Below are 25,344 nucleotides of genomic sequence, written 5' to 3'. Positions count from 1 at the left end.
TGGAAATATCCATTCCCAATTCCAAAGGCTGAGTTTACCGATTGCACAACATCTTTGAATTTTGCGCTCCGCATAAAATTTAGTATTGGGTGGATGAATCTACTGTCTTTCGGAATTATCACAGGGGAAGATGTAGAGAACTTATCACCCCAGTAAAGGGCGACAGGAAAGGGAGAGATCTTCGTGGTTACAAGACCGGTTTTACCCCAGGCTTCTCGACCACGAATAGCAGCGCCGGGGAAGCCAGCATCAACTTCTTCCCACTTGATAATGTAGCTCTTTCCGCTGCAATCAGAGCTTCCATCGGGCGTGTTCTGGAAGTAAATCCACCGATCTGACAGCTCCTGCTTCTCCCAGAATGTCCTTACAAACCTGTCTCCATCTCCAGGCGATGTCCCCTGAAATGCGGTGGCGTACTGGCCAAGCGTGGAACCACCTGCCTTAGCGCCTATCAAGATGGGATCCGTACTTTTGCGGCCCTTGACCGGAGTTAGCTTGAGCTCGCCTGCGCTTAATGCTTTAGCTTTCGCCTCTGTCGTGCGAATTGATTGCGCATTTATTCCAAAAGCCGATATTTTATCACTGATTCTCGACGAAATCGCGAACAATCATACGTTTACCACTTCTCCAGTTATCTGACCAAAAGCGCCAGAACCGAGGGATGCCAAGACGTCAAAATCGAATAACCGAAGAAGGTTCGACCTACAGGCTGAATATGTTGTTTGACTTAACCATGAATTAGGGGCGACTGCGGCGATTGATGAGCCTTGACCGGCCAACAACTGCATTCGGCCAATCATCGCTGTCGCGAGATCATTGCTTAAATCAGGATAGTCGCGCTCCAGGCAGCTTTTCAGCCGATCATTCTGTTGATTACGACCTAAGAAGGGAACATTGGTCGCCAGCAAAGTGAATTCGCTGCTCAGCAGGCCAGCAGCATCCGCCATTCCACGCGCTGCAATCACGCCCTCTCTTGCTTCAGGCGTAGCTTTCTTCGCCTTCTCTAAGAGTTCGATCAGTACGGACTCAATCCGTGCAACACGGCGGAAATCGGCCAGATCTCCACCGGTTGGATGGAGAAGGCTGCCGAGTAACGGAGCTTGTGCAAAGAGATCGTGGAGGGCGGCAAGAGCCAGTTCCAATTCGGTTTCGCCCTCGGCAAGCGCTACGAACTCACGCTTCGGCAGAGGGGGCGGAGCGCCCACCCATGCGACCTGGGGCACCGGCAGGACTTGCCATCCACCAATCCGCCAAGCGCTGAGTGCTACCGCGAAGGCGGCGATCTGCACACATCGCCCGTCGATCTCCAGCCCATGAAGGTTGTCGCGCAACACTGCCAAGACCGCATCGGGCGGCGAGAGATGTTCTTCGGCCTGCCGTAGCGCCGCCAGGATCGCCAGCGCCTCGGTCAAAAAGTGCCCGGACCCACAGCAGGGGTCGAGCATAGTTATGGCCTTGGCCTCCTGAGGCCAGCCGGGGAAGATGCCCGCCGCGGGCCGCCAGGGCCCATCCTCGCCTTCACGCACAAAGCGCAGCATGTCGAAGCTGTAATCGGGCAGCGAACAGGCCACGCGCAACGTGTCCTCGTCCGCGGCGGTTTGCGCAAGCATCGGATCGGCCGCGAGTACCTTCCCCGCCCACCAGGCCCCAAGCGTGTTGTGCAGCAGGAAGCGCACCATGTAGGGCTCTGTGAATAGCTGCGTGACCGCTGGCAGTTCATCCGCCCCGATCTTCACGCCCGACTTGTTGACCGCATCCTTCTCGGCCGCGCGCCAGAACTGATAGGTCCAGCCCAGGCTGTCCTCGGCCTGAAAGACCTCAGCATCGAGCCCCGTGACGAGGCGGTGCAATTTCTGCGTATGGACCGGGTCGAGCTCGATCGCGAGGACCGGATCGTCGATGCTGAAGACCGCAGGCAGCATCGAGGCCGCATAGCGCTCGGCGATCACCCACGGATCGGTTAGGCCCTCAGCCTCTGCGAGCTCCCGGCAGTCCTCCAGTGAGACCGGCACGTCATACTCCGGATTCCGAAGCAGCCCGCGCTCGGCCAGGAACCGAGCGAAGAGCATGCGATGCCAGTGCGCGTAGGCCGCCGCTTCGACCAGCCGCTTCGTTTCCTGCGTCTCGTCCGATTTATTGAATGCGTCCCCCAGCGCACGGGCATGGGCGCGCAGGCGGCGGCGCAACTCCTTCTCGCCATCATTCAGGTAGGAGGGCGCCTTGCCGGTCGCGACGCCGAGGCGCTGGATCGCATCGCCCGCGCTTTCCTCGGCGATGATGCGTGCGTCCTTGACCGTCTTTTCGAGTGTCCGGCGCAAAGCGGTGGAGAGGTAGCGGTTCGTCATGCGTCACACCTTCGGGATCACGGGACCATCGCCCAGCGACTTGACGATCCGGTCGCGGACCTTGGCGAGCCAGTCATCCAGCTCGGCCTCGCTCTTCAGCAGCGCGCCCGGCAAATTCACGGCGCGGGCCTCCGGCTCCAGCAAGGCTGCGGCGGCGGCCAGCGCATCCTCGATGCGCGCCGGGAGCGCCTTCACCATGTTCTCCCACTCCGAGAGGCCGCGCTTTGACAGCGCTTCGGCGATCGCCTGCGGCGTGTCCACCGCGGGCTTGTCTACCATCAGCGGCCCGCATTCCTGGCGGATGCTGTGCTTCTGTTCCGGGGACAGCTTCGCCCAGGTCGGATCGGCGGCAAGCCGCTGCTCGCCCTTCTGCCACGCCGCCTCCCAGGCTGCATAAGCGCCATTCAGCTTCGCCCGCAACGTGTCTGCCGCCGCAGAGATCAACGGCGGCACCGGATCGGGGTCGGCGAGCAATCGCCGTCCGTCACGCAGATCGTCGAGATCGCCCTGTTGTTCCGTGGCGCCCAGGGCGACAAGACGTTCCGCCAACCGCCAGTTTGGCAGCCGGTCGCCGATCTTCTGGGCGGCCGCCTTCCATGCCTTCAGCTTGTCGCGCAATGTCGCCGCGTCGGCCGCCAGCGCGGCAAGCAGGTCATTGCCCGAAAGGCTCTTGTAGGAGGCGATGTTGGGGACCGTTTCCGGCTCCGGCGCGGGCGGCTCGCCACCAGATTGCCGCGCCGCCGTTTCGAGGCGTTCGAGAAGCGCCGTCAAGACCAGATGTTCCTGGTTGTTCTCGAAGGCGATGCCCGCGTCGGTCAGCAGGCCGCGCACAGGCATGCGCTGAGCGATGGTGATGATCGTCGTTTCACCGCGGAACGTGCAGGTGCCAAGCTTCTGACGTGGCAGATCGGGGAGCGATGCGGGCTTCCCATCGTCGCCCGTGACGCGGACCAGCCCGGCATTGGAGAGCACGATGAGTGCTCCATCGACGGTGTCCTGCGACCAGCCATAGGGCGGACTGGTGAACTTCGAGCGCAGGTCCGAACCTTTCCGACCCGGGCCGAGCTCGGCGAGCAGCGCCTTGCACACGGCATGGTTCTCCGGAGCCCCGGCATGGTCCACCGCCTTCATGGCGTCCGGGTCCTTGCGCATCGCCCGGTCGCGCACCTTGTCCCAACCAGGGTGGTCGCCATCGGCGAACTGCGGATAAAGGCGAGCAAGTGCGTTGGTCGCTCCTTCCTTTACAGCGTCTCCGGGCGCGCCCGTAATTAGTTTGCCGCCTGCCTGATAGACGCGTCCCTGCACCACCGCCTCGCGGACGATCTCCTTGGCTACGGCCTGCGCCTTGTTGGCGCGAGATTGCATGGCGGACTGGGCCTCGCGCCCGGCGTCTGTCTGCGGCACCCCACGAACTTGCAGGACGTGCTCAGCGGCGCGCCAGGTCGTGAGCGCGGTCGTCAATTCGTTGTCGCGCGTCGCATGGCGCGGGATGAGCAGATGTACGGAAGGGTCCGATGTCGATGCCGCCGCGATGTCCTTCTCCACCGCTGCCAGGTCTTCGTTCCACCCACTTCTCAGGCGCAATGGGATGCCATCCGCCGGAGCCTTGTCGTCGGGGCGCAGGCGGTGGATGCGTCGTTGCTGACGGCTGGAGCCGTGAGTCACGCTGGCGGCGCCCCCCAAGGCGGTCTCGATCGCCTCGTCGAGCAGCTCACGTCTTGATCGGGTGAGCTCCGATTGGTCGGCCAGAATTGCCTTTTCTTCGCTGCGATATGCGGCTTCCCATTCGGCGCTCTCCTTCGTCTGCAAGCGCCATTCACCGCCGACCTCGATCACCGCCCCGTCGGTCTGCAGCTCCTGCAACAATTCGGGCACCTTGCGGCGCAGGTCATCCTCACCCGCAAGGTCGATGATCAGGAGATCGGCAATCGTCTCCGCCTTTGCGCGGACGCCGTGATGGTCTGCCTCTGGCGCGATGCGACCGAGCATGTAGACCAGCATGAGAATTCGAGCCTTTAGCTGATCTTTTTCCGACCCACCACGTAGGGCTTCGATACGATTCCGCGTCTCTCCCGGCAAAAGACCTGCGTTGTACGCCTCGGTGGAGAACCGCCCATAGAGGAAGTCGACCGGTACTGCGTGACCCAGCGGCTTATCGCTGTAGGTGCGCGCAGCATCCAGTGTGGTGCGTAGTTGTCCTCGAAGAGTGCCGCCAAGTCCTGTCCGGTCGAGTTCGCGAAGGATGCGCTCCCAGACACGGCGACGGGATGGAAGCAGTGGCCAATCGAGCACTGCTTCGTCGTCGTCCTGCACCGTATGCGCCAGACGGCTGCCATGCAGGTGCCGACTGATTTCGCCCGCATTCGTGCTCAACATACCCCGAATAGGCTTGTCGGCACCCGTCTTCTTCCGCAGGACGGTCTTCCGGATAACGGCATCGACATCGGCTTCTCCAAGCGCGATTTGTACGGGGAAGCGATCGAGAAGCTTTTGAAGGTCCTGCACATCGCTTAGCGCCTGTTGACCTGTCGCGACCAACAGCACGCGACCGTCAAAACGTCCCGCAAGCCGTTCCGCTATGGTCTGTATCTTCAGTGTGAGGCCGGGGTCTTGGCGAATGAACTGCTGCACTTCATCGAGCACGATCAGGGTCAATGGCAACTCGGTTCGACCCAGCATAAGCGCTCTACGTACCATCGATTCGAGGAGATCAACGGTCACCGGTGGAGGCTCGGGGAACTGTGAACGGAGCAGCCCACTCAGGTCCTTGGGCGAGCCCGCCAGGTCTGGCTTGGCTTTGAGTACTGCGGCGCCGAAGCGGGGCGACAGAATGAAGTTGCGGATATCGGTGTCGAAGGTGCTACCGAGCTCCTCCCGAACGCTGTCCAATATCCCAAGATCGGCCAGCCAGAACGCGACTTGAGCCGCGCGGAGATCGCTTGGTAATCCGACTGCCCGTAGCACGATCCCAAGTGTAGCTTCGGCCGGATCAGACGGGCCTGTACCAAGTGTATCACCGGCCGCCACAACGCCATCCGCTCGTTTCGCTGCGATGCGCAACTCCTTCAGCGGAGCGGCCACTTCCGGCGGTAGATGATGGACCAGCCCTTCCGCCGTTGCACCGTCGGAAAACTCAAGATTGGTCCACAAAGCTGCGAGCATGCTCGCAAGGTGGGACTTGCCGGAGCCGTAGAAGCCAGAAATCCAGACGGCGGGGGCACTGCCGCCTCGCCCAACAGAACCAAGAAAGGCCTCAAGAATGCGCGCGAGTCCGTTGGCATAAGCGCCATCGCAAACGAAAGTCGTGAGCTCTCCCCTTAGCGTTTCGAGCGCTTCCGAAGTGGGTGGAAATGAAATCTTGGCAACGCCTTGATTGGCCAGCCTGTATTCGGCCGGATCGGTATGGAAAGTCTCGCGATTGAGCATGGCGCTGCCCCTCATAATGCGTTGTCAGTAGGAATAGGGATCGCGTGGTAGTTCCAGCCGTCCCGCGCATCGAGCAAACGGTACACGCCAGCGGAATGCTTTCCAGGAAACCCGACAAGGAGTCGCCCAGGAATCGACTCCGCGACGCGACTGATTAAGGCCGAGATTCGCGCGACACCGAACAGCGCACCACATCCGTCAATTGCTAGAATATCGTTCGCGGTGCAAGAGCGCAGGGCACCCTTGATCTCGTTGACGAGACTGTCCTCAACTTCAGGCAACAGCCCCCGCAGTTCAGCCGGTTGATCGACCAACGCATCAAAAAACTCGTGCTGCCCGATCCAGGAACCGAACCACCTGGAGAGGGAGACTTGTCGCCAACCGTGCCCGGCCTTGAGCGTCGCATGCTCGAACTCCGCAAGACGGCCTGTGAAACGTCGTTGGAGCGACTTGTCGTACCAGACGATCCAGACACGGCCCGCCGGAGGCAAATCTTCTGCCCAGGGAAGCCGGACTTGCTTGCTGTATGCGTTGAGGATGTCGTCAAACGTGTTCAAGTTCGGGCACCCCCAGAGCGACCGCCATAGGCTGACGGACGGATATTTCGGTCACATCGCCCGCTGACCGGACGCGAGCTAGCCCGATGGCTTCGGCTCTCCGCAATGCGTTGATAGCTTGGTCGGGCGCGAGGTCCAGCACCTTCATCCAGCCGGAGCTAAGGATAGACGGTCCACCAAAACCCGAAGCCGTTGCAATGAGTGCCGCGAAGGCGACGGTTGGTGGAGTCGGCATCACTCGCTGCCTAATTTTCTTGATCGCTCCCATCAGATGGCCGCTCTGCGTCCATGATGAAGCACAGTTCTGAGCAAGAGATCGCAGCATCTTTTCGCTGAAGCGTTCGGGATACGCTGCGACGAGTGCCTCTTCAAAGAATGGCCGTTGCAGGCTTTGCCCCACGGAACCGGCCATAACAACAGGGGCTGACTCGCGCAGCAACGGGTCACGCGCCAAGGCAACGAGTAATGCCTGCAATCGGCGGCCTTGAATGTCGCTTTTCCAGATTCTCATGTGCGCCTTCGTCAAAGGTGGCTGATCGCCGAGCCCATAGAGCGACGCCATGTGCCTGTAAGTCAGTCGCCGAGTGTTGCTCGTAGCCTTGCCGATGGCGTTTTCTTCGATGGCGGCTGACCGGAATTCCTCCGGTGTCGATGCGCCGGTTCCCATCAGCGCTTCAAGCTCAGCGAACATCATGGTCTTGGACTGATGCGCTCCTCCCCCGGACAGCTTTATCCCGAACGAGGAAAGCGTGGCGTCTTCTGCCCGCACGCCGCGCCAAAGAGTCGCCCTCGATTCGGGTTGGGTGAGCGATCCTCGGCAGCTCGCCATTTTAGTCCTCGTTCGAATTTCGAGCATGTAGAATGTGTTCGCCTCAATGTCGACCAATTGGGCTGGCTCGACAAATTGCATGGCTGCCTCGCGCCCGTGTCTGGAAAATTGGTACCCGGAAGAACTTCCGATAGTGGAGGATCTAGCTCCTGTTTGCTGATAGTGCGCGGTTTGGTTTCAGTATGCCAGACGCCTGGCATTGGCCTGAGCTGGCCTGGGCCCCGAGTTTACTCCGGCTATTGGTCGAGCCCGGGCATCGATTGGAGTGCTCCCGAACCTGCCCTCGGCTGAGGCAGGAAAGCGATCTGGGATATCTGGGTTGAACCCCTATAACCAAATTAACTATCTCAACTCTATCGAGATTCCCGAGATATTCTCCACTTCTTGATCAGCGTCCCGTATCGTGGTTAGGAGATCATGGATCTCCGAAAAATCTCCAGAAACGTCGATTTCGAAACCTTCATCTTCCTGTGTTGCCTTGAAATCAAAGGTATTATCTTTTCGTCTAAACTTATCAAAACAATGAATCTCTTCGGCTTGTGTTGATCCTAGGCGTTTCAGGCCACTCAAGAATAGCGGGCTTAAATTCAAAGCTGACCCATCATCTGGATTGACAAGATAGACCCAGCCGGGAGGGATAGATACTGGGCCTTCGTAGTTAAAGAGTTTCGAAAATGGCGCATTTGGGCCAACGGCACATCGAAAAATACCTTTATATTTTCCCGCAGAAAATGGTTTACCTTTTACGTCTTCAAAATATCCGACAAAGTTTTTCGCAAAAATGCGCGTAAGTTGATTTCCAATAAGGCTGATCACCCGCGGATAATCAATATCTTTCGGCTTCTTTCCATGTTTCTCCTGCGCAATCTCATTTACTACATGATCTATTTCATCAAAAAACGGTTCTTCTGTAAGTTTCATAAACGAACGGAAAGCATGCGATTTCACTCTTGTTCTCGATAACCTCTTCAATAAATCCCAAAGTGGACCGGCGGATCTGTTTTCAAATCCCTTCAGCAGATGTGTGTTGAGTTTTGACGATGAGGCGCAATAAAGTGAGTATGACGTATATGCTGTCATGCAAAGCATCGCCTCAATCACTTCTCTGCCAAACTTAGAAATACCATGCTCACTCGTCTCGGCAACGAATGAAGCAAGTGGGTGAGCTATAGGATAAGGAAGTTCTTGGATAAGATCTGTGATTTCAGTCCAGTTTTTTTCTTTAGACCTTTTTGTATACTCCCTTACATCCCTGTTGTCGACGTACGAAAATGCAGATGTGCTGGTTCCAAAATCAAAGCCCAAATATGTTTCGCCTTGAACTTCTTCGGATGCAAACGTCATGTCAAGTGCAAAGGGACGGCCTTCCACGCGAGTTTCAAAACCGTGTCGATCAATTTGTCCGTAAATAAAGCATGGAATTGCTGTTCCATCTTCGCGGACAATCAATTCAATATCTATACTACTCCCAAATTTTGTTTGAGGCGGAGTCGAAACAGTCTTGTCCATGACATTTTGAAGATTCTCAAGGTCTTCTGGATCAAATGATGATCTAAGAAAGTAATAATCTAAATTTCTAGTAGGAGCTTTGGATAACTTGGTTCTCCAGCGTATTGGTGTATCGATCAAGCCTCGTAAACTGCTCGCTGAAGGTAGAAGAACTCCATTTTCACTGCTGTTATTAAATGCATCATGGGTCGTGCAGCGGAATTTCCGTGTCTCTGCACCGTCACTATTAGGATTAAGAGAAAGGCATAGCCGATTATATGTCACCGCCCGAAAATCACTCGCGCCTGCTGTATAGTATCTTCTGGCACACTCTACTGCTAATCCCTTTGCTACAATTTCTTGGAAATCGTCGCTCAACTCTAGGATTTGCGCGTCGCCAATTTTTGGACGAAGATCTCGTTCAAGCAGGCTAGTGAGCCATCTGATGTTTGATGACCCACCAGATAGTAAGACTATCGAAATCGGCTTTCCATCAAGTTCCTGGGATGCCCGCTTGAGGCCGCTCTCAATGGCAGGCTGAAGCTTTTGCTTCCAAATACGTTGCTGGAAAATTTCGCGGATCTTTTCTGCATCCAGCCGAACCTCAGTCCAGTTCGGGTTCGCCGAACATGGGTTTACGGGCGTCCGCACTGGAAATGCTATTGCGTTTCCAAGGTTTGCACTTAGGTCCCAGTTCGCGATGCCGGAGCAAATTGAAACTTTAGCGATCTCCACACTGTGGAGGAGAGATCTGTAGTTTATAAAGAAATTTTTAACATCATCGCGAAGGTCATCTGGATCACTATTTTTCTCTTCAATGAACTTGTTAATATTTTTTCGTATTTCCTGCTTATCTGCTTTTTTGTCGACTACAGAAAAAAGTATGTCGTCCGCAATAGCGCGATTTATATAAAAGCCCCCGACGGCAATCGAACTAGCTGACAGTGGGCGTGAATTTCGACCACTTTGGCTAATATCACCTTCAGCGGTAGTTTCAATTACAGATACATCAAATGTACCGCCTCCAAAATCTATAACCAGGGCTATATGTTTTTGCTTTTCTGCGATTAGAGGATGTTTGATGCCATATCTGTAGTACTGAAAAACTGCAAACGGTTCTGGCATAAAATCAATCTCTTCAAATTTTCCGTGAAGAGCTCTTCGCATACATGCTCTATAGTTTGAAAGCCAAGTCTCTGTGACATTTTTTGAATTACTGAGCGATAGAGGCTCAGCGATCAATACACGATTAGGAAATTGTTGTCCTTCAAATTCTATTAACTTTTTTATTTTTTTAATATTTTCATCGCAAAAATCTCTTGTCATCCCTAGAGGTGAGCGAACTTGAGAAGCACCCACGGACACTCGAGTTCGTGCTTGTGATGCGGGATCCCGTTCTCCCAATTCAACTTTGAAGTCGTCGCGATAGGAGCTTCCCTCTAAAGCGTCTGTTCCAACTCGAACCTTTCCATTTTGATAGTCAACGACAGTTGGGACCGTTCTATCCCCATCAATAGAAAGCAGCTTAACAGCTGATACGAAAAGTTCTTTCTTGACGCTCACGTTCTACCTGTTGGTTCAGGCCACTTTCAGAGTATGTGACGGTAGCGCTAAGATTGAGCAGTTTCAAGCTATTGGAGTGGGAGAGAGAACCGCCGATGTGACTGGGCGTGCCCACAATCTGCATATGTCGCACTGAAATTTGCGACTAGGGCCTGTCCCCATAAACGGGTTTCGTTGAGGTCAGAGATTTGATTCAACCTCCTGTGATGGGGGGGATATGCGCCGTCACGAGTTGAGCGATAAGGAATGGTCGATCATCGAGCCGCTGCTGCTGCGCAAGAGCCGCAGGGTGAAGCGTGTGGATGACCGCCGGGTGATCAATGGGATCTTGTGGCGGTTTCGCACCTGGGCGTCATGGCGCGATGTACCGGAGCGCTTTGGACCGCGCGCTACGCTCTACAACAGGTTTTGCCGATGGCGGGCCTCGAGTGTGTGGGACCGACTCCTGGAGGCGGTCTCAGACGCTTACGACGGCGACATCGTAATGATTGACAACTCGTGTGTCCGCGTCCACCAAGACGGTGCCGGCGCGAAAGGGGGATCTGGCGACCCGTGCATGGGACAGTCCCGGGGCGGGCTGACCACGAAGATCCACGCCGTTGTCGATGCCGAGGGGCGGCCTGTTCGCCTGGCGTTGAACGCCGATCAGGCGGGAGACGCGCCCATGGCGGCGAGGCTGCTAGAAATAGTGACACCGGGCGCGACCGTGCTCGCCGACAAAGTCTACGACACCGACGGTATCCGATCCTTCGTGGCGGCCCGCGGCGGATGGGCGAACATACCGCCAAGGATCATGCGCAAAGGCACCTTCGCCTTCAGCCGATGGGTCTACCGCCAGCGCAACCGCGTCGAGCGCTTCTTCAATCACCTCAAACAGATGCGTGACATCGCCACCCGATACGACCGACGCGCCGACAACTACCTCGCCGCAGTCAAATTCGCTGCACTCCGCATCTGGATCAAAGCCTTATGAAACCGCTTTCTAGAACAAAACAAGAATTTTTTTGCAAAGCCAGTTCAAACAGCAAAAAAATCGCCACTACTTGCATGCGTCGATCTTGCAACCCATTGAGGCTAAAGGCAAGGGCTGGTTGGGGCTTCTGGAATGGAACCAGGGACCCGCTGACTAAGATTTATCGGCTCAATGGGGTACACCATTGCATACTTTCGGTGGTTTCACGCCCCCGCAACCAAGATACGCCCGCTAATCCAATCGGTTAGCGGGCTTTTTGTTGTCCTGACACCAGCCCCCGAAACCCGCCTGATGTTTGGCGCGACCCAGGCTGTCCTATCGCCCGAGCGCATTCGATCTCATAACCGCCGCTCCGGGCGGCCCCTTGCGTCGCTACCAATGTCCTGCCCCGTCCGTCACACTGCTGCGATGGATCACGCGACACCCAGGAGCCCCGACATCCCGTGCGGTACCAGGCGGGTCGTCGTGCTCGGCGGCACCGGGACGATCGGACGCGCGACCGTCGCCGCCCTTCTCGAGCGCGGGCACCGGGTCATATGCCCCGTACGCCCCGCGAGCTGCGACAAGGCGCGACGGTAGCTCCCCCCGGACGCCGACATCCGGCCGTGCGACGTCACCAATCCGGACGCCCTTGCCCGCGACGGTTTCCGCGGAGAGACCTTCGATGCCCTGGTCTCCTGTCTCGCCTCCCGTTCCGGCGCCCCGGGGGACGCCTGGGCCATCGACTACGCGGCACAGTCCCAGGCGCTCGGCGTTGCGCGCAGGTCAGGCATAACGCACATGGTCCTGCTCTCGGCGATCTGTGTGCAGCGACCCCGGTTGGCGTTCCAGAAGGCCAAGCTCGCCTTCGAGGCGGAGCTGACCGGATCCGGCCTGACATTCTCGATCGTGCGGCCGACCGCCTATTTCAAATCCCTGTCGGGGCAGATCGACCGGGTGCTGTTGATACCGGAGTGAATCTCCCCAGAACCGCCGTTTGAAAATTCCCCAGTTGGCGTGTCGCCGGTCATCCGGGGCGCGCCCCGGATGACCGGCGGCGGCGAGTTGCCGATGCTCCTCTCGGTCGGCGAGAGGAGTTCGGCGGTGATCAAACTGGGAGAGATGCTCATGATCTTGGAACTGCATCGGCAGGGGCTGTCTATATCGGCGATCGCACGGGAGAGCGGGTTCGACCGCAAGACCGTTCGTCGCTACATCGAGCGCGGCCTGGAGCCACCGAGCTATGGCCCACGCAGGCCACGGTCACGTCTGCTGGATCCGTACACCCCCTATCTGCGCGAACGCGTGATGACGTGGCCTGGCCTGACCGGCGCCCGGCTGCTGCGAGAATTGCGGGACCTCGGCTATAGCGGCGGCTATACGGCGGTGACGGATTATCTGCGTGATATCCGTCCCGCGCCGACACCGGGTTATGAGATCCGCTTCGAGACACCTCCCGGTCAGCAAGGACAGGTCGACTTTGCTCAGTTCCAGGTGGTGTTCACCGATGAGCCGGAACAGCCGCGGATCGTGTGGCTGTTCTCGCTGGTCCTGGGGCATAGCCGCCTGATCTGGGCACGGTTCGTCGCCCATCAGGACCTAGCGACAGTGCTGCGCTGCCACGTCGCCGCCTTCGACGCGATCGGCGGCGTGCCACGCGAGCTTCTCTACGACCGCATGAAGACGGCGGTGATCGGCGAAGCTGCTGACGGGGAGCCGCGCGGCATCGTCTACAACAGGGCCCTTGTGGATCTGGCCCGCCACTATGGCTTCCACCCGCGCGCGTGCCAGCCCTACCGGGCCAAGACCAAGGGCAAGGTCGAGCGGCCGTTCCGATACATCCGCGAGGACTTCTTCTTGGCCCGTTCGTTCCGCAACCTGGACGATCTGAACGAGCAGCTGCGGCGCTGGCTGGACAGTGTCGCCAATCCCAGGGTGCATGCCACAACCCGGCGGGTCGTGAACGAGGCGTTCGCCGAGGAGAAGCCGCACCTGCTGGTTCTGCCTCTGGCGCCGTTCCGCTCCGTACTACGTCTGGAGCGACGGATCTCCCGGGAAGGGATGGTAAGCGTCGGTGGCAACTTCTACAGCGTTCCGGATGCCACCCGGCGGCGCACGGTCGAGGTGCACACGCTCGCCCAGGAGATCAGGATCTTCGAGGACGGCACGTTGATCGCGACCCATCCGGTCCTGGAAGGCCGCCACCAGCGCCGGGTGGCTCCTGGACACCGAAAAGGAGGGGGCTCCACAGGACGAAGACGTGGAGCCGACGGAGATGTGGTCGTCAGCCGAACCGGCGACGTGGTCGCTCAGCGCTCCCTGGAGTTCTACGACGCTGTCGCTCGCCGTCTTGCCCGGGAGTGCCGGTCATGAGCGCTCCAGGTGATCTGACCCCGTCGACCCTGGAGCGGATCCGCCACGATCTGGTCGGTCTGAAAATGCCACGCGCCCTGGAAGCCCTCGATCAGGTCGTGCGCCGCCTCGAGCACGGGGAGATCGGTGCTCTGGAGGCCATCGACATGCTGCTCGCCGAGGAACTGACCCTGCGCGAGAACAGCCGCATCAAGACGGCCCTGCGCATGGGCCGACTGGCGACCATCAAGACGCTCTCAGGGTTCGACTTCTCCTTCCAGCCGTCGCTCGACCGCGATCGTATCCTCACCCTCGCACAACTCGGCTTTATCGGTCGCTGCGAGGTCGTCCACTTCCTCGGCCCGCCCGGCACCGGCAAGAGCCATCTGGCCATCGCCCTCGGCGTCGAGGCGGTGAAGGCAGGGCGCAGTGTCTACTTTTGCACACTCGCCGACCTGCTCGGGCAACTCGCCCGCGCCGAGCGCGAGGGACGGCTGACGGAACGCATACGCTTCTTCTGTCGACCGGCTCTGCTGATCGTTGACGAGATCGGCTACCTGCCCGTCGTTCCTGGGGGTGGCAACCTGTTCTTCCAGCTGGTCAACGCCCGATACGAGCGTGGTGCGATGGTCCTGACCTCCAACCGCGGCTTTGCCGAATGGGGCGAGGTGTTCGGAGACCCGGTCGTCGCCACCGCACTCCTCGACCGCCTGCTGCATCATGCTCTGGTCATCCAGATCGAAGGCTCCAGCTACCGGTTGCGCCAGCACGCCGACCTCATGCCCGAGCACGTCCGCTCCAAGGCTACCATCACACCGCCGACCCCAGCACCGCTACGACGGCCAAGGGGACGGCCGCCCAAAAACGACCACATCACCGCGACAACCTGACCGGCGAAACTGGGGAAATTTACTTCGGCGCTTCTGGGGAAATTACGGGCGGCATTGACAGGTGCGGCGCGGAAAGCCGTATCTTGTCTTCGGGGATGGCCGGCTGACGGCCTGCAAGCCGATCAGCGACAGGGATCTGGCAAATTACCTCGCGGACTGTCTCGACGACCGGTCTCTGTGGAATCGGGTGCTTCCGATTGGCGGGCCGGGCCCCGCGATCACGCCCCTGGAGCAAGGCGATCGGCTGTTCGAACTGCTCAAGCAGGCGCCGCGTGTGCGGCGGGTGCCGATCGGGCTGCTGGACGCCGCTATCGTGGTTCTGAGTGTGCTGGGAACGGTCTCGCGGCGTCTGCGCGACAAGGTCGAACTGGCTCGGATCGGTCGGTACTACGCCACCGAGTCGATGCTGGTTCTCGATCCGGCGACGGGTCGCTACGACGCAGAGGCGACACCGTCCACGGGCACGGACACGCTTTTCGATTTCTATGCGGAGGTCATAGCCCAAGAGGCGTCGGTCGATCTTGGGGAACACGCGGTTTTTTGATGGTCGGCGTCAAAGTAGGGGCGGCATCACTGCAGCCGGCTGCCCGACTATCGGGCGGCGGCGACGGTGCTGCGGAAGCGGAGCAGGGCGCAGACGAAAAAGACCGCGCCGATCGCGGCGACCGTCAGCAGCTGCGGCCAGACGATCTCGATCCCGGCGTCGCGATACAGCACCGCCTGGGAGAACTTCACGAAATGGGTGGCCGGCGAGGCGTGCATGATCGTGCGCAACGGCTCCGGCATGCTCTCCAGCGGCGTGGTGGCTCCCGACAGCAGGTTCAGCACCACGAAGACCGGGATCGACAGAAGCCCGAACTGCGGCATCGTCGTCGCGATGGTCGACAGCATGATCCCCAGCGATGTGATCGCGAAGAGATAGACGGCCGCCCCGAGGGCGAAGAGCCCGATCGAGCCCGCCACCGGCACGCCGAGCCCGCCCTCGACCACGAGCTTCAGCGACAGCACCGCCGCCAGGACGATCACCAGCCCGTTCGCCCAGATCTTCGCCAGTACGATCTCGGCCGGCCGGACCGGCATGGCCAGCAGATGCTCCAACGTGCCGTGCTCGCGCTCGCGGATCACCGCGGCACCGGAGAGGATCACCGCCAGGATCGTCAGGTTGTTCACGATCTGCATGACCGAGGTGAACCAGCTTGTCTCGAGGTTCGGGTTGAACTTGGCGCGCACGGTCAGGACCGCCGGTGCGCGGGCGGTCTCCTGCCCGCGCCCCAGCAAGCCCGCAACCTCCGCCTGGACGATGCTCTGAATGTAGCGCGTGCCGTTGCCGGCGAGGGTCATGGCCGTGGCGTCGACATTGAGCTGGATCGTCGGGTTGCGCCCGGCCAGCACATCGGCCTCCAGGCCGGGCGGAATGTCGAGGACGAAGGAGGCGCGGCCGCTGTCCAGCACCGGGTCGAGTCTGTCGATGCCGATCAGATCGGCCGGCTGGAAATGCGGCGGCAGCAGGGCGCCGCGGATCCGCTGCGACAGGACCGAGCGGTCCTCGTCCACCACCGCCACCGAGGCATTGCGCAGGTCGGTCTGCTGGCCGCGCGCGACCGTGTAGATCGCCAGGGTGAAGGTATAGGCGATGAGCCCCAGCAGGACGACGTCGCGCGACAGGCTGTAGAGTTCCTTCACGCCGAGGCGGACCGTGTTCTGAAGCAGGCGCGAGTCCGGCGGGCGCGGCATCTCAGTCCTCCTGCTTGCGCAGCAGGACCGAGGCGGCGCACCAATAGGCCACGACGAAGGCCGCGAGGATGGCGTGGTTGCGGTAGAGCTGGCCGAGGTCCAGCCCCTTGTTGAACACGCCGGTGGCGATGTTCTGGAAATAGAGCGACGGAAAGGCGTGGCCGATCACCCGGGCCGCCCCTTCAAGCCCCGACGCGGGGTACATCATGCCGGAGAAATTGACCGCTGGGATCATGACGATGATCGCCGTGGCGAAGATCGCCGCGATCTGCGAGCGCACGAAGGTCGAGACCACCAGCCCGAAGGCGGTCGCCGCAGTGGTGTACAGCGCGGCACCCACGAGGAGGGCGATCGGGCTGCCGGCGAAGGGGACCCCGAAGAGGCTGCGCATGAGGGCGACCAGCGAGGCGAGGCTCACCATCGCCACCGCGATATAGGGAAGCTGCTTGCCGATCAGGAACTCGAGCCGGCGCACCGGCGCGGCATAGAAATTGGTGATCGAGCCGAGCTCCTTCTCCCGGACGACGCCGAGGGCGGTGAGCATGGCGGGGATCATCATCAGCAGCATCATCAGCACGCCCGGCGAGATCGCGTCGGTCGAGCGGAAGGCCTGGTTGTAGCGGAACCGGGTTTCGACGGTGACCGGGGCGCGCGGCGCCGGAGCACCGGTCTCGGTCAGGACCAGCTCCGCCAGGAAGCCCTGGAACGCCGCCTCCACATAGCCGCGGATGGTTTCCGCGCGGATCGTGTTGGCGCCGTCCAGCCATGCCGCCACTTCCGGGGTGTGTCCGGCGAGCAGGTCGCGGCCGAAGCCCGGCGGCACCACGAGGGCGAGGGCGATCCGGCCGGCACCCATCTGCCGGTCGAGATCGGCGAAATCGGCCAATTCCGGCCCTTCCTCGAAATAGGGTGAACTGGAGAGCTGCCGCAGCACCATGCGGCTTTCCGGCGACCTGTCCTGGTCCAGCGCGGCATAGGTCAGGCTGTCCACGTCGAAAGACACGCCGTATCCCATCGCCAGCATCAGGATCAGCGGGCCGAGCAGGGCGAAGGTCAGCAGGATCCGGTCGCGCAGCAGCTCCAGCGCTTCGCGCCGGGCGAAGGCCCAGCAGCGCCTCAGGGAGAAGTATCCGGCGGGCCGGTCGGCCTTATTCGCCTCGGCGGGCGGGGCGGCGGCCACAGGGACGGGGTGGGCCGGAGCGGGATCGTCGCCGTCGCCGGCGGCCTGTTCCAGGTATCGGATGAAGGCCGCCTCGATCGTCGGCGCCTCCTGCCGCTGCCGCAACGCCTCGGGCGTACCGACGGCCAGGACCCGACCCGCATGCATCAGGGAGACCCGGTCGCAGCGGGTGACTTCCTCCATCAGATGGGTGGAGATGAAGATCGTCACCCCGCGCTTGCGGGACAGGTCGTAGAGCAGTTCCCAGAACCGGTCGCGGGCGATCGGGTCGACGCCGCTCGTCGGCTCGTCGAGGATCAGCATATCCGGTTCGTGCAGCACGGCGACCGCCAGTTGCAGCCGCTGACGCACGCCGACCGGCAGGCGGTCCGGCCGCGATCCGGCGACGGTGGCGAGGTCGAACTGCTCCAGCAGCTCCGCCACCCGATGGCGCTTGCGATCGGGGGAAAGTCCGAACAGGTCCGCGTGCATCTCCAGGTTCTGGCGGGTCGACAGCTCGCCGTAGAGCGAGAAGGACTGGGACATGTAGCCGACCCGCTGCTTCATCGCGCCGGACTGCACGCTCACCGGGGTGCCGAACAGTCGGGCCTCCCCTTCCGTCGGCGCCAGGAGGCCGGTGAGCATCTTCATGGTCGTGGTTTTGCCGCAGCCGTTCGAGCCGAGGAAGCCGAAGATCTCCCCCGCCTCGATCCGGAAGCTGACGCCGTCGACGGCGGTGAAATCGCCGAACCGCTTGACCAGACCCTCGGCCTCGATCGCGGGCGGTCCGGCAGTCGAGGGGCGGGGCGGGGAGACGGCGCCGTCCCGGCCGGACGTCGCCTCCGGCAGCAGCGCCAGGAACGCATCGTCCAGCGTCGCGGTCCCCGTCCGCGCCAGGATCTCGGACACCGAGCTGCGGGCGATGGCCCGGCCGCGGTCCAGGGCGAGGATCGTATCGAACATCTCGGCCTCCGACATCTGGGCGGTCGCCACCACCAGGGTCATCCCCGGTCGCCGCGCCCGGATGCGGTCGATCAGCCGCCAGAACTGCACGCGCGACAGCGGGTCGATGCCGGTCGTGGGCTCGTCCAGGATCATCAGGTCCGGGTCGTGCACCAGGGCGCAGCACAGGGCGAGTTTCTGCTTCATCCCGCCGGACAGCTTGCCGGCCGGCCGGTCCCTGAAGTCGGCGATCCCGGTCGCCTGGAGCAAGTCGTCGATGCGCCGCTCGCGTTCCTGCGGCGGCTGGCCGTAGAGCCTGGCGAAGAAGTCGACATTCTCCGCCACCGAGAGCGTCGAATAGAGGTTTCGCCCCAGCCCCTGGGGCATGTAGGCGATCCGGCCGCAGACGTCGGCGCGCCCGCCGGCTTGCGTCATATCGGCGCCGAGGACGGTGACGGTGCCCTGCTGGCTGCGGCGGATGCCGGCGATCAGGCCGAGGAGGGTGGACTTGCCGACCCCGTCCGGTCCGATCAGTCCGAGAGTCCGGCCCGGCATGAGGGAGAGCGAAATGTCGGCCAGCGCCTCGGTGGTGCCGTACCGGTGCCGCACACCCTCCAGACGGATGCAGGGCTCCGGGTCAGCGGACATCGGGGAGCCGGACGGCAAGGGATTCCGGCCACGGCACCGACGGGTCGAGGCGGATATAGGCCACCCCCGGAACCCCGGTCTTGACCACGTCCCGGTGGCGCTCGAGCACGTCCGGTGGGAGCGTCACCTTGACCCGGAACATCAATTTTTCCCGCTCGCTGGCGGTCTCGACGTAGCGCGGGGTGAACTGGGCCTCCGAGGCGACATAGGTCACCGAGGCCGGCACCACGTAATCGGGCGCGGCATCGAAGACGAGGCGAGCCTCCGCGCCGAAACGCAGCCGCCCGGCGGCGTCGGTCGGCAGGTAGACGGTCATGTACACGTCGGTCAGGTCGAGCAGCGACAGAACCCGGCCGCCGGCGGCCACGATCTCGCCCGGTTCGGCCAGGCGATACTGGACACGTCCGGCCCTGGGCGCGCGCAGGAAATGGTCGTCGCGATCGGCGGCGATGCGCTCGACGGTTGCCTTGGCGGCCTCGATCGAGGCGTTCGCCCGGGCGATGCCGGCCTTGGCGGAGGCGACCGCGGCGACGGCCGTCTTATGCTGCGCCCGGCGCAGATCGACCGTCTCGGCCGGCGTGTATCCCCGCTCGGCAAGCTGTTCCGCCCGGTTCAGCTCGCGCTCCGCATAAACCCGCTCGCTCTCGCGCTGGGCGAGCAGCGCATGCGCCTCGTTCAGCCCCTCTTCGGTCTGCCGCACGACCGCTTCGGCCTCGCGCAGCCTGGCATCGACCTCGGCCGCGTCCATCACGGCGACGACGGCACCGGCCTCGACCATATCGCCCTCGCGGGCGAGGACCTCGTCCAGGCGGCCGGAGGATTTAGCCGAGATGTCGATCCGCCCGGCCTCGGTCCGGCCGTTGGCGCTGACCAGGCCCGCCGGCAGCGACGTCTCCTGCCAACCGTACCAATACCAGGCGCCGAGCGCCCCTATGACGCCAATAAGGGCCAGAACGGGCAGGCTCTTTCTCATGGGATTCCGCTTCCTGAAGCCGTTGCGGGACAGACCTTCCGACAATCCTCTGAATCCGCGACGATGCTGCCGTGCGTCGATGCTCGAGACGCGTCGACATCATAGTCCCGATCGGGAACGGCGGACGCATTGATGCACGTCAATTCACGACGGCTCCGGCCTGCTAAGGTCGCCGGATGGCAGCCATCGAAGGTCGGATGATGAGCGTTATTCTGAAAGCCCCCTATTCTGCGGAGAACAATCCGGATCGACGGGACGGCGGCGCCGGGCGCCCGAGGAGCGGTCCGTGGCGTCGGTGAAGATCAGGTTTCACGGGGCGGCGCGATGCGTCACCGGCTCCTGCTACGAGCTGGAGACCGAACAGGCGCGCATCCTGGTGGATTGCGGACTGTTCCAGGGCTCCAAGTCGGAGCGGGAGCTGAATTACGGCGCGTTCCCGTTTGAGCCGTCCGCCATCGACGCGGTGCTGCTGACCCATGCGCATATCGACCACAGCGGCCTTCTGCCGAAACTGGTCAAGCTGGGCTTCGCCGGGCCCATCCATGCCACCCGGCCGAGCGTGGACCTGTGCTCGGTGATGCTGCCGGATTCCGCGCACATTCAGGAAGTCGAGGTGGCGCGTCTCAACCGGCGCAATGCCCAGCGCGGGCGCGACCCGGTCACCCCGATCTATTCCCCGCGCGACGCTGCGGACTGCCTCACCCTGTTCCGCCCGGCCGAGTACCAGACCTGGACGCCGGTGGCGCCCGGGATCCGGGCCCAGTTCTGGAACGCCGGGCACCTTCTCGGATCGGCCTCTCTGGAACTGGAGATCGACCGAGCGGGCGAGCGTCCGCTGCGGCTCCTGTTCTCCGGAGACATCGGCCCCAGCTTCAAGCTGCTGCATCCCGATCCCCAGGGACCCACCGGGCTCGATCACGTGTTCTGCGAGTCGACCTATGGCAACCGGGAGCGGCCGACCGTCTCGGTCGACGAGCGCCGGGCCCAGCTCGCCGAGGAGGTGCGCAAGGCGGCGGCGGTCGAGGGGCCGCTGATCATTCCGTCCTTCGCCGTGGAGCGGACCCAGGAGCTTCTGGTCGATCTGCATCTGCTCATGCAGTCGGGGGAGATCCCCTCCGCGCCGATCTTCGTGGACTCGCCGCTGGCCACCCGGGCGAGCGAGATCTTCGACCGGCACGCCGACGAGATCGAACAGGGCGATCTGCTGCGCGCCGCCTTGAACGCCCGCCGGGTCCGGTTCACCGAGACGGTCGATCAGAGCAAGGCGATCAACCGCTTCACCGGCTTCTTCGTCGTTATCGCCGCCAGCGGGATGTGCGATGCCGGGCGCATCCGACACCACCTGAAGGCCCATCTGTGGCGGCGCAATGCCACGGTGATGCTTGCGGGCTTCCAGGCCCAGGGCACGCTCGGCCGCATCCTGCTGGACGGCGCGCAGCGGGTCCGGATCCAGGGCGAGGAGATCGACGTCAAGGCGCGGATCAGCCTGTTCGACCTGTATTCCGGCCATGCCGATGCCAGCGAACTGGTCTCCTGGCTGCAGAACCGCGGGCCGGTGTCCGGGACGATCTTCCTGACCCACGGCGAAGAGACCGCGCTGACGGCGCTGCAGGCGCGGGTCGCTTCGCTCTTCCCGGAAACCCGGATCGTCGCGCCGCAACTGGACGATCTCTACGATCTGGACGGCGTCGCCACCTGCGTGGTCGAGGGTGCCCGTCCGCGGCGCCTGCCGCCGGAGAAGGTCGCCCGTCTCGACTGGCACAACGACCTGTCGAAACTGCTGCTGGCCATCTCCGAACAGGTGGATGCCGCTGCCGACGAACGCGGGCGGGCTGCCATTATCCGCCGCCTGCGCCGGGCGCTGGACGCCGAGGAGGGCGGATAGTTTAGCTTCCGGAATCGTCGGAATCGTCCTGATCGCGTTCGTAGCGCCGATCGACCGCAAAGGGCGGCAGCCAGGATTCCCGCCGGATCGTCCAGAGCTCGTAGGTCGGCACGAACTGCTCGGGCGCGTCGAGGGTGCCGAGGTTGATCTCCATTTCGTCGCCGCTGCGCGAGAAGACCGAGCTGCCGCAGCGCGGGCAGAAGGTGCGGCCGGCATACTCGGCGGTCGTGCCCGTCACCGTCACCGCGCTCTGCGGGAAGATGGCCGAGGCATGGAACAGCGCGCCGTGCTGCTTGCGGCAGTCCATGCAGTGGCACACCCCGACACGAAGAGGGCGGCCGGTGGCCTCGACCCTCACGTCCCCGCACAGGCATCCCCCGGTGTACCGCTCCATGTCCACTGTCTCCGTTGAAGGTCGGGTCGGCGAACCGTCTCACCGAACGAGCGAGAAGTCACGGGGGACGGCGAGCAACCGCGCAGGCTTGGCGGTCCAGGGTCCGGGGCCGGCCGCCTCTTTGGGGGTATTGAAAGGCTATGCGGAAGGTCGGTAAAAAGCATCGCGGAAAGCGCGAGTGACAGAGATTGAATATCCTTTTTGTGTTGATGTGACTAAAATCACGGCTATGAGGAGGTGTGGGGCCTCTGGGAATCGGTAGGTCCGTTGGGTCGGTCCGGCGTCGCGAATGGGAGTCCGGGCGGCGAGGCTTGGGCCTTAGCGTTCATGAGGGGAAGGCCGACGTGCCCAATGCCGGTCAGTGTCAATCTCCGCTGCGTCTCGGCCTGCTCGAATACCACCCGGAGACGGGCCGGTTGCTGGACCGGACGGGATCCGACGTCTTCCTGCGGGCGCAGTCGGCCCGCGTGCTCCAGCTGCTGGTGGAGAACCTCGGACAGCTCGTCTCGCGCGACCGGCTGATCGAGGCGGTCTGGCCGAATGTCAGCGTCACCGACGACAGCCTGACCCAGTGCATCGCCGATATCCGACGCGCCATCGGCGACGGCACCCGCGAGGTGCTGCGGACGATCCCCAAACGCGGATTCATTCTGCAGCCGGCCTCGGCCCCGGCCCGCCCGTCCTCCGGGCCGACGGTCGCGCCGCTGCCGCCCCCGACCCCAGCAGTGGCTGCAGCGTTTCCCCGGGTCGCCGCCCACCACTGGTCGGAAGATCTGCTGCCGACCATCGCCGTGATCCCGCTGCGTGCCCGCGATGCCGGCAGCGGCAGCGTCGCCGAGGAAGTCGTCGGCGAGGTGGTTGCCGAGGAGATCATCTACGCCCTGTCCCGATCCCAGGAGCTCTATGTCGTCTCCCGGCTGTCGGCGACGTATTTCCGGTCGCGCGACGCCTCGCTCGAGGAGATCGGCCGCACGTTGAGCGCCGACTACGTCATTTCCGGCACGATGATGGGCGATGCCGACCGGGTACTGCTCGGCCTGGAATTCGCGGAATCGGAAACCGGGCGGATCCTCTGGGCGGACCGGGTTGAGACCACCCTGCCGTCGCTGCTCAACGAGCCGGACACGATCCAGACCATCGTCGGCCGGATCCGCCGGGCGATCTTCCTGCGCGAGAGCCAGCGCGCCCGGTCGATGCCGTTCACGTCGCTGCCGGCCTATTCCCAGCTCATCGGCGCGGTCGGGTTGATGCACCGCCTGTCGCCGCCGGATTTCGAGGAATCCCACAGCATGCTGTCGTCCCTGATCGAGCGGTGGCCGCAGGAGCCGGCGCCGCTGTCCTGGATGGCGCGGTGGCACGTCCTGCGGGTCCAGCAGGGCTGGTCGGACGCCCCGGCCCAGGACGCGGAGGCGGCGTTGACCTGCTCCGGCCGGGCGCTGGAGATCGACCCCGACAATTCGCTGGCGCTCACCAGCGAGGGGTTCGTGCTGACGAACCTGCTCAGGCGGCTGGACGAGGCGGAGGACCGCTACAACACCGCCCTCGACATCAACCCCAGCGATGCGGTCGGGCGCTTGCTGCGGGGCACCCTGTACTCCTTCGAGGGCAAGGGAGCCGCGGCGGTGCGTGATACCGAGCGCGCCCTGCTGCTCGCGCCGCTGGACCCCCACCGGTATTTCTTCCTAGCGCTGGCGGCCGGCGCGCATCTGTCGAACGGGGATCATGTGCGGGCGCTGGAACTCGCCGACATGTCGCTGCGCCTGAACCGCACCCACACCTCGACATTGCGGATCAAAGCCGTCGCCCAGATCAATCTCGGCCAGGAGGAGGCGGCGCGGAAGACGGCCCGCGAACTGCTCCGGCTGCAGCCCAACCTGCGCATCGGCACTTGGCTCGGTAGTTCGCCGAGCGCCGATTTCGAGATCGGGCGCCGCATCGCCGACGCGCTTCGGAGTGCGGGGGTACCGGACTGAGGTTTCCAAACGGGGGAGAGACCAGCATGACCAACGGATTGAGCGGATCGCCTGAGGGCAGTTTCGGAAGTTTCGGCAGCTTCGGCAGTTTCGGGAGCTTTGGCAGCTTCGGGAGTTTCGGAAGTTTTGGGAGTTTCGGCAGCTTCGGCATGCCGGAATCGCCGGTGGCGTCGGAGGCGCTGATCACCAACCGGGACGGGATCGTCGGGCCGACCGTTCCGTTTCTCGAGCACGACCCGCGGGTCTCGCATGACCCGGTCCGCGGTCTGCCGCATTTCTCGCCGGTGGTGCGGGCGAGCATCTTCATGTTCGAGTTCGCCTCGCGCGTGGCCGTGACCGTCGATCGGGAGGGAGAGACGCCGGTCGCCCAGGTCCTGAGCACCGCCGTCGATCCCGGGCCGAAGCATCGGATGACGGCCGAGCCGCTGGTGCGGATCGCTGCCCCGTCCATCGAACAGCTGCGCGAGCAGACGAAGTACCTGATCGCCTATGCCGACCTGCGTCAGGACCGGGCCCGCGAGATCCTGGTTCAGACCTCGGCCCTGATTCCGTTCTATGCCTCGATCCTGTATATGGATCCGGGCCGAACGCCGCACACCCTGGAGTTCCTGTACACCGCGCTCAGCTGCGCCAACGTCCTGTATATGCGGATCAAATACGGACTGGCCCTGCCGCGCCCCATCGAGTTCTCGCCGCAGATCCAGCCGGCGATCCCGACCCCGACGCATCCGACGCTGCCCAGCGGACACGCCACCGAGGCGTTCCTGCTCGCCCGGCTGATCTGGAAGCTGCGGCGCCATTCGACCCACCATCCGGATTCCAAGCAGGAAGCGGTCTGGGGCGAGATGCTGATGCGTCAGGCCTCGCGGATCGCGGTCAACCGGACGGTTGCCGGCGTGCATTTCCCGGTCGACAGCGTGGCTGGCGCAATCCTCGGACTGACCCTGGCCGATTTCATCTGGAGCCTGGGCGAGAAGAAGATCGAGACGCGGAGCACGGCCGATTTCGACGGGCATCTATTCCCGGCCGATGAGGATTTCCATTGGCACGACCTCTATGATCCGAAGGACGACCAGCAGCGATCCTCGGCCGGCAAGAAGGGCCGGCACTGGATGACCAGCAGCACGAAGAAAACGAAGGGCGACGAAGCCGGATCGGAGGCATTCCGCTGGTTGCGCCACCGCGCCCTAGCCGAATGGGAAAAGCCGATCGACTGACGGCGGCGACTCTTTTC

The 25,344-nt window shown here is 62.4% G+C and carries 18 protein-coding genes; 9 read left to right on the top strand and 9 right to left on the bottom strand.

Translation table 11 applies throughout. From position 1 onward, the window contains the following. Positions 1-608: 608 nt before the first annotated feature. The 5 genes from T8K17_RS22720 to T8K17_RS22700 form a co-directional block, all read right to left on the bottom strand. A complete protein-coding gene (locus tag T8K17_RS22720; protein ID WP_322332016.1) occupies positions 609-2,345 on the bottom strand; it encodes a hypothetical protein in 1,737 nt (578 codons plus the stop codon). Between the two features lie 3 nt (positions 2,346-2,348). Then, complete coding sequence (gene brxC / locus T8K17_RS22715) at positions 2,349-5,771, bottom strand: BREX system P-loop protein BrxC (RefSeq protein WP_322332015.1); 3,423 nt, start codon at positions 5,769-5,771, stop codon at positions 2,349-2,351. 11 nt (positions 5,772-5,782) lie between these two features. Next, entirely contained in the window at positions 5,783-6,328 is a 546-nt protein-coding gene (locus T8K17_RS22710; RefSeq protein ID WP_322332014.1) for a hypothetical protein, read from the bottom strand. After that, a complete protein-coding gene (locus tag T8K17_RS22705) occupies positions 6,315-7,238 on the bottom strand; it encodes a hypothetical protein (protein ID WP_322332013.1) in 924 nt (307 codons plus the stop codon). Before T8K17_RS22705 ends, T8K17_RS22710 begins: the two co-directional genes overlap by 14 nt. Before the next feature lie 261 nt (positions 7,239-7,499). Next, on the bottom strand, positions 7,500-10,208 hold the full coding sequence (locus tag T8K17_RS22700; protein WP_322332012.1) for a hypothetical protein: 2,709 nt from the start codon (positions 10,206-10,208) through the stop codon (positions 7,500-7,502). A 217-nt stretch (positions 10,209-10,425) separates the two neighbouring features. Between T8K17_RS22700 and T8K17_RS22695 the strand changes: the two genes are divergently transcribed. From T8K17_RS22695 to T8K17_RS22675, 6 genes are all read left to right on the top strand, one after another. Continuing rightward, positions 10,426-11,181, top strand: coding sequence for an IS5 family transposase (locus T8K17_RS22695; protein ID WP_322332011.1), 756 nt, complete (start codon positions 10,426-10,428; stop codon positions 11,179-11,181). A 171-nt stretch (positions 11,182-11,352) separates the two neighbouring features. Further along, positions 11,353-11,760, top strand: coding sequence for an NAD-dependent epimerase/dehydratase family protein (locus T8K17_RS26330; protein ID WP_416153151.1), 408 nt, complete (start codon positions 11,353-11,355; stop codon positions 11,758-11,760). Positions 11,761-11,778: 18 nt separating this feature from the next. Continuing rightward, positions 11,779-12,138, top strand: a complete 360-nt coding sequence (locus tag T8K17_RS22690; protein ID WP_322334995.1) for an NAD(P)H-binding protein — start codon at positions 11,779-11,781, stop codon at positions 12,136-12,138. Positions 12,139-12,264: 126 nt separating this feature from the next. Continuing rightward, a complete protein-coding gene (istA, locus tag T8K17_RS22685) occupies positions 12,265-13,533 on the top strand; it encodes an IS21 family transposase (protein WP_028793183.1) in 1,269 nt (422 codons plus the stop codon). Continuing rightward, a complete protein-coding gene (gene istB, locus T8K17_RS22680; protein ID WP_028793182.1) occupies positions 13,530-14,402 on the top strand; it encodes an IS21-like element helper ATPase IstB in 873 nt (290 codons plus the stop codon). The genes istA and istB overlap by 4 nt, the downstream gene beginning before the upstream one ends. A 61-nt stretch (positions 14,403-14,463) precedes the next feature. Beyond that, positions 14,464-14,946 (top strand): hypothetical protein, encoded by a 483-nt coding sequence (locus T8K17_RS22675; RefSeq protein ID WP_322332010.1) that lies wholly within the window; start codon positions 14,464-14,466, stop codon positions 14,944-14,946. Positions 14,947-14,993: 47 nt separating this feature from the next. Here the strand turns inward: T8K17_RS22675 and T8K17_RS22670 are convergent, their stop codons facing one another. From T8K17_RS22670 to T8K17_RS22660, 3 genes are read right to left on the bottom strand one after another with little or no spacing between them, the layout of a single operon-like run. Next, a complete protein-coding gene (locus T8K17_RS22670; RefSeq protein WP_322332009.1) occupies positions 14,994-16,136 on the bottom strand; it encodes an ABC transporter permease in 1,143 nt (380 codons plus the stop codon). A gap of 1 nt (position 16,137) precedes the next feature. After that, positions 16,138-18,885 (bottom strand): ribosome-associated ATPase/putative transporter RbbA, encoded by a 2,748-nt coding sequence (gene rbbA, locus T8K17_RS22665; RefSeq protein ID WP_322332008.1) that lies wholly within the window; start codon positions 18,883-18,885, stop codon positions 16,138-16,140. After that, positions 18,875-19,858 carry an HlyD family secretion protein gene (locus tag T8K17_RS22660; RefSeq protein WP_322332007.1) on the bottom strand — a complete coding sequence of 328 codons (984 nt, stop codon included), beginning with the start codon at positions 19,856-19,858 and terminating at the stop codon, positions 18,875-18,877. The genes rbbA and T8K17_RS22660 overlap by 11 nt, the downstream gene beginning before the upstream one ends. Before the next feature lie 286 nt (positions 19,859-20,144). Between T8K17_RS22660 and T8K17_RS22655 the strand changes: the two genes are divergently transcribed. Continuing rightward, complete coding sequence (locus T8K17_RS22655; protein WP_322332006.1) at positions 20,145-21,743, top strand: MBL fold metallo-hydrolase; 1,599 nt, start codon at positions 20,145-20,147, stop codon at positions 21,741-21,743. A 1-nt stretch (position 21,744) separates the two neighbouring features. Here the strand turns inward: T8K17_RS22655 and T8K17_RS22650 are convergent, their stop codons facing one another. Continuing rightward, complete coding sequence (locus T8K17_RS22650; RefSeq protein WP_322332005.1) at positions 21,745-22,137, bottom strand: GFA family protein; 393 nt, start codon at positions 22,135-22,137, stop codon at positions 21,745-21,747. Positions 22,138-22,481: 344 nt separating this feature from the next. Between T8K17_RS22650 and T8K17_RS22645 the strand changes: the two genes are divergently transcribed. Next, positions 22,482-24,110, top strand: a complete 1,629-nt coding sequence (locus T8K17_RS22645) for a winged helix-turn-helix domain-containing tetratricopeptide repeat protein (RefSeq protein ID WP_322332004.1) — start codon at positions 22,482-22,484, stop codon at positions 24,108-24,110. A 26-nt stretch (positions 24,111-24,136) separates the two neighbouring features. Then, positions 24,137-25,327 carry a phosphatase PAP2 family protein gene (locus T8K17_RS22640; RefSeq protein WP_322332003.1) on the top strand — a complete coding sequence of 397 codons (1,191 nt, stop codon included), beginning with the start codon at positions 24,137-24,139 and terminating at the stop codon, positions 25,325-25,327. The last annotated feature ends 17 nt before the right edge of the window (positions 25,328-25,344 follow it).

The sequence above is a fragment of the Thalassobaculum sp. OXR-137 genome, from assembly GCF_034377285.1.
Taxonomy (GTDB): domain Bacteria; phylum Pseudomonadota; class Alphaproteobacteria; order Thalassobaculales; family Thalassobaculaceae; genus Thalassobaculum.
Note: the sequence above shows the minus strand (reverse complement) of the source record. Positions and strands in the feature narration are given on the sequence as shown.